At 69.4% G+C, this 3,757-nt stretch carries 4 protein-coding genes; 2 read left to right on the top strand and 2 right to left on the bottom strand.

Annotated features, from left to right (window positions below):
- Window positions 1-184: 184 nt before the first annotated feature.
- Window positions 185-1,051 carry an alpha/beta fold hydrolase gene (locus tag EKO23_RS24415; RefSeq protein ID WP_134721142.1) on the bottom strand — a complete coding sequence of 289 codons (867 nt, stop codon included), beginning with the start codon at window positions 1,049-1,051 and terminating at the stop codon, window positions 185-187.
- Between the two features lie 254 nt (window positions 1,052-1,305).
- Between EKO23_RS24415 and EKO23_RS24410 the strand changes: the two genes are divergently transcribed.
- Complete coding sequence (locus EKO23_RS24410; protein WP_134721140.1) at window positions 1,306-1,497, top strand: hypothetical protein; 192 nt, start codon at window positions 1,306-1,308, stop codon at window positions 1,495-1,497.
- Window positions 1,498-1,814: 317 nt separating this feature from the next.
- Here the strand turns inward: EKO23_RS24410 and EKO23_RS24405 are convergent, their stop codons facing one another.
- Window positions 1,815-2,138 (bottom strand): PepSY domain-containing protein, encoded by a 324-nt coding sequence (locus EKO23_RS24405; protein WP_134721138.1) that lies wholly within the window; start codon window positions 2,136-2,138, stop codon window positions 1,815-1,817.
- Between the two features lie 189 nt (window positions 2,139-2,327).
- Here EKO23_RS24405 and EKO23_RS24400 point away from each other — a divergent pair, with 189 nt between their 5' ends.
- Window positions 2,328-3,215 (top strand): hypothetical protein, encoded by an 888-nt coding sequence (locus EKO23_RS24400; RefSeq protein ID WP_134721136.1) that lies wholly within the window; start codon window positions 2,328-2,330, stop codon window positions 3,213-3,215.
- Window positions 3,216-3,757: the final 542 nt, after the last annotated feature.

Below are 3,757 nucleotides of genomic sequence, written 5' to 3'. Positions count from 1 at the left end.
CGGGTTCCTCGCCCGCGTCAAGGGGACTGACTGCAGCGCCGTCGACAGACCCAGCCCGGGTCGACATCGGGTCGGCCCGGGCTACCCCCTTGCGGGGCGAGCGACCCCCTGCGTCCCGACGTCGCGCCGCCTGCGTCAGCCCTATCGTCACCGGGCATGCTCGAGACATAGCGCGATTCCGCGGTCAGCGTGCTTCGGCGAGTACCTCGCGGATGAGGCGAATGGCCAGCGGATACTCGTTGTAGGCCACCTCGTGTCCGCTGGTGACGACGACCTGCTTCGAGTCGGGGCTCAGCTCCAGCCAGCCGCGCTGGTCCTTCACGTTGGTCTGCTCGTCGCCTTCCGGTGCCGCGGTGCCGTAGTCGTTCGACACGATCCGGACCGGGAAGTCGCCGAGCCGCTTCCTGTTGTCCCATGCTGCGTGCTCCACGGCGTAGTAGTCCCGGTGCTCGACGTTCTCGGGATTGGCGCAGGAGATCTCCTCCTTCAGCCCGGGTGGCATGATGGTGATCGCCTTCGGGGTCTCGAGCAGGACCAGCCCGGACACGTCGTGGGGACGGCGGGCCGCGAATCCCGCCATCAGGAAACCGCCGCCGGACTCCCCGACGAGGACGTACGGCGGCTCGACGTCCGCGGCACCCAGGAGCGCCTCGAGATCGTCGAGGATGTCGGTGAGCTTCCGGCAGCCAGTCGCTGGGTCGCTGGATCCGGTCCCTGCGCGGTCGTAGGCGCACGTGCGTGTGTTCGTGGCGATCTCGTTCTGGACTTGCGACCAGGAGTTGCTGTCGCTCTCGTCTCCGGCCTCGAACAGGACCGTGGGCGAGCCGGCGCCCAGGCAGCGCAGGTACAGCTGTCGACCGCCTCCGATCGCGACGGACCCGGCGAACTCGTTCTTGTCGGCCCCGGGGTCGGTCGACGCCGCACCTGCGGGCGCCGTACCGGCCGACGACGTTTCACCCGAGTCGTCATCGCTTGCGCACGCGCCGAGCGGCCCGAGGATCATGATCGCGACGGCACCGGCGAGGTGTGCCGACGCACGGGTCCGGCCCACGATTTCAGCGTGCCCGGAGCGCGAGCGCGCGGCAATGACCACGAGGAGTCATCGCTGTGCTGACAACGGGCTACACCGCCCCCGGCCCGCGAGCGACCGCTGCGTCTGGTCAGCACCGACGAACGGCAACGGGAGCGGTTCGCCCGGCCGGCTACGAAGAGCTGCTCTCGACCACTACGGCCGTGTCCATGGCCAGGTCGAAGTGGGTTCTTCATGAGAGCCGGACCCGTCCACGAGTGCCTTGCTGGACCTGAGTGCAACTCATCGACGTCCACCAGGCCATGCTGGAGGCCGCCAACGACCTCGAGCGGGTCGCCGACCTCGCCCAACGCATCCTGGCGCGCGGAGGTGGGGCGACCCGGCAGCGGCGCGTCCGGGAGGCGACCGGCAGCCTGGCCGCCGTCATCGACGACCTGGCCAGGCGCACCGAGGAATCATTGCTCTGAACCGACCCGATGACCGGTCCGAGACTCCGTTTCTCGCAGGTACCGAGGTGGGCAATCACCCGGATCAGGAGGCCCCTCGAGCTGTCCGGTCTGGACTCGCGGAACCGCGGATGAAGAAGCCGCGCCCGGGTGCTCGTGAGTCCACCATTTCGGCGGGGACATTTGGATTCGCGGCTTGGAGTTCGAGGTAGCGGGTTCAAACAGCGTGACGCCGCCCGGCGTCGCGCGCGACCGGGCGCCGCCGGCGCTGGCGAGGATCTTCTTGTGCCGATCAACCCTGTGACGGCCCGCGCCCGAACCACTACCTGGGGGACCGGTCATTCGTCGTCGGATTCGCCCGCGCCTTCGCCCTCGGCGCCGGTCACGTTGAAGTCCTCATCGAGGTGAACGTCGACCTGAGAACCGTCGTCGAGGGTGACCTCTACCTCGTAGTAGCCCTCTTCGTCACCCACTTCGGTCTCGGTGACCTCGCCCTCGCCCGTGTGCTCGAGCGCCGCCTGCGAGGCCCGTTCCAGGGCGTCGCCGGTGATCGGCTGGTCCGTTCCGTCGTCGTCGGCCGCGCCGGCGACGGCGGCCGCACCGCCACCGAGCACGGCGAGCACGACGGCTCCGGCCGCGACCAGTTTGCTCCTGATGCGCACGTCGTCCTCCTCGAATGCTGCGTCGAGTGCTGCGTCACCGCCAGTCTCCACCCCCGGCCCTGAATCCAGCCTGAATGCGGCGGCACCTCATCGCGCATTCAGAGCACCTTCAGCAACCGAGGGGCAGGCTGGTCGCAGACCAAGCCGGAAGCAGCCATGAGATCGAGCACCTCGAGATTCCACGCGACCATGGCGGGCGCCACCTTGCTCCTTCCACTGACGCTGACCGCCTGCGGTGGCGACGGCGGCGACGGAAACGACGGGTCCGGCGCTAGCAGCAGAAGCCCCGGCGCCGCCACCACCCCCGCCTCCACGCCGAGCGAACCGGGCCTGCCGCAGGGGAACGATCCGGTCGACCTTGACCCGGCCGACTTCACCACCGGCTCCGACAACCCATACTTCCCCCTCGAGCCACGTCGGCAGTGGACCTACCAGGAGACCGATGAGACCGGGGCGCGGGTGAAGGTCGTGGTCACGGTGACCACCCAGACCCGGAAGATCGCCAACGGGGTGGTGGCCCGAGTCGTGCGCGACACGGTGACCGAGGACGGCGAGCTCATCGAAGACACCCTCGACTGGTACGCGCAGGACGGCGAGGGCAACGTGTGGTACCTCGGAGAGCAGACCGCCGAGTTCGAGAACGGAGAGCTGGCCACCCGCGAGGGGTCGTTCGAGGCCGGCGTCGACGGAGCCCTGCCCGGGGTCATCATGCCGGCCGAGCCCGAGGTCGGCCTCAGCTACCGGCAGGAGTACTACGAGGGCGAGGCCGAGGACAACGGGGCGGTGCTCGCGCTCGGCCAGCATGCCGACGTCGCCCACGGGCACTTCGACGACCTGCTGCTGACCGCCGACACGATCACCATCGAGCCGGATGTCCTGGAGTACAAGCTGTACGCCCCGGGCGTGGGGCTGGTCCTGGCGGCGGCCGCGAAGAGCTGGTCGCCACGAGGAAGGTCGACGAGGCCACGGCGCGGGCCGCGGGCACCACTCCGCTCGGTACGCCATATCCATGAGCGCGTGTGCGACCTCGCCCTCGAACTGCTTGCGGTACCTGCGCGATCTGGGCTCTGGCCATGACCGACCTGTTGGGTGACGCTGGTGATGCGCGCCGCCCGTTCACCCCGTTACCGGCGGCGCGCCTTCCCGACAACGCCGTCACTCACGGCGGATCTCCCGAGCAATGGACCGCCCCGCTCCCGGAGCAGACCGGGGCGGGGCGCCATCGCCGCCGTCTCGGGTCAGCGACGATGACGCGAACATCTACCTGGCCCGACACCGAAGGCAATAGCCCAGAAACGGCCGGGACACCGCCCTTCGCAGACCTGCTGCTCAGGCGGCATCCAGCCGAGCCCCAACGCCGACCTACGGATGCTCAACCGCGCGTGAGGGCTGGTCCTCGACCACAACCCACGGGAGCCTGAGGACTGGGCTGTCGCTTGCTCGGCCACCGCGAGCAAGGCATCACCGCGGTCCGGTCCAAGTTGGCCGGGATCTTCGGCGAGGAGTTCCTTCAAGGACGACGCCACGGCGTAAGCGCAGCACGGCCCACCCGATGTCGACCCGGGCTGCGTCTGCGTACTGCGCTGCGGTCAGTCCCCTTGACGCGGGCGAGGAACCCG

This window comes from Nocardioides guangzhouensis, from assembly GCF_004519545.1.
In the GTDB taxonomy this organism is placed as follows: Bacteria; Actinomycetota; Actinomycetes; order Propionibacteriales; family Nocardioidaceae; genus Nocardioides; species Nocardioides guangzhouensis.
This window is presented reverse-complemented; position numbering and strand designations above follow the sequence as displayed.

Excerpts from the sequence above, each read along its gene's own strand:
- EKO23_RS24400 (WP_134721136.1), top strand. The coding sequence starts at position 2,328 with ATGGCGGGCGCCACCTTGCTCCTTCCACTGACGCTGACCGCCTGCGGT.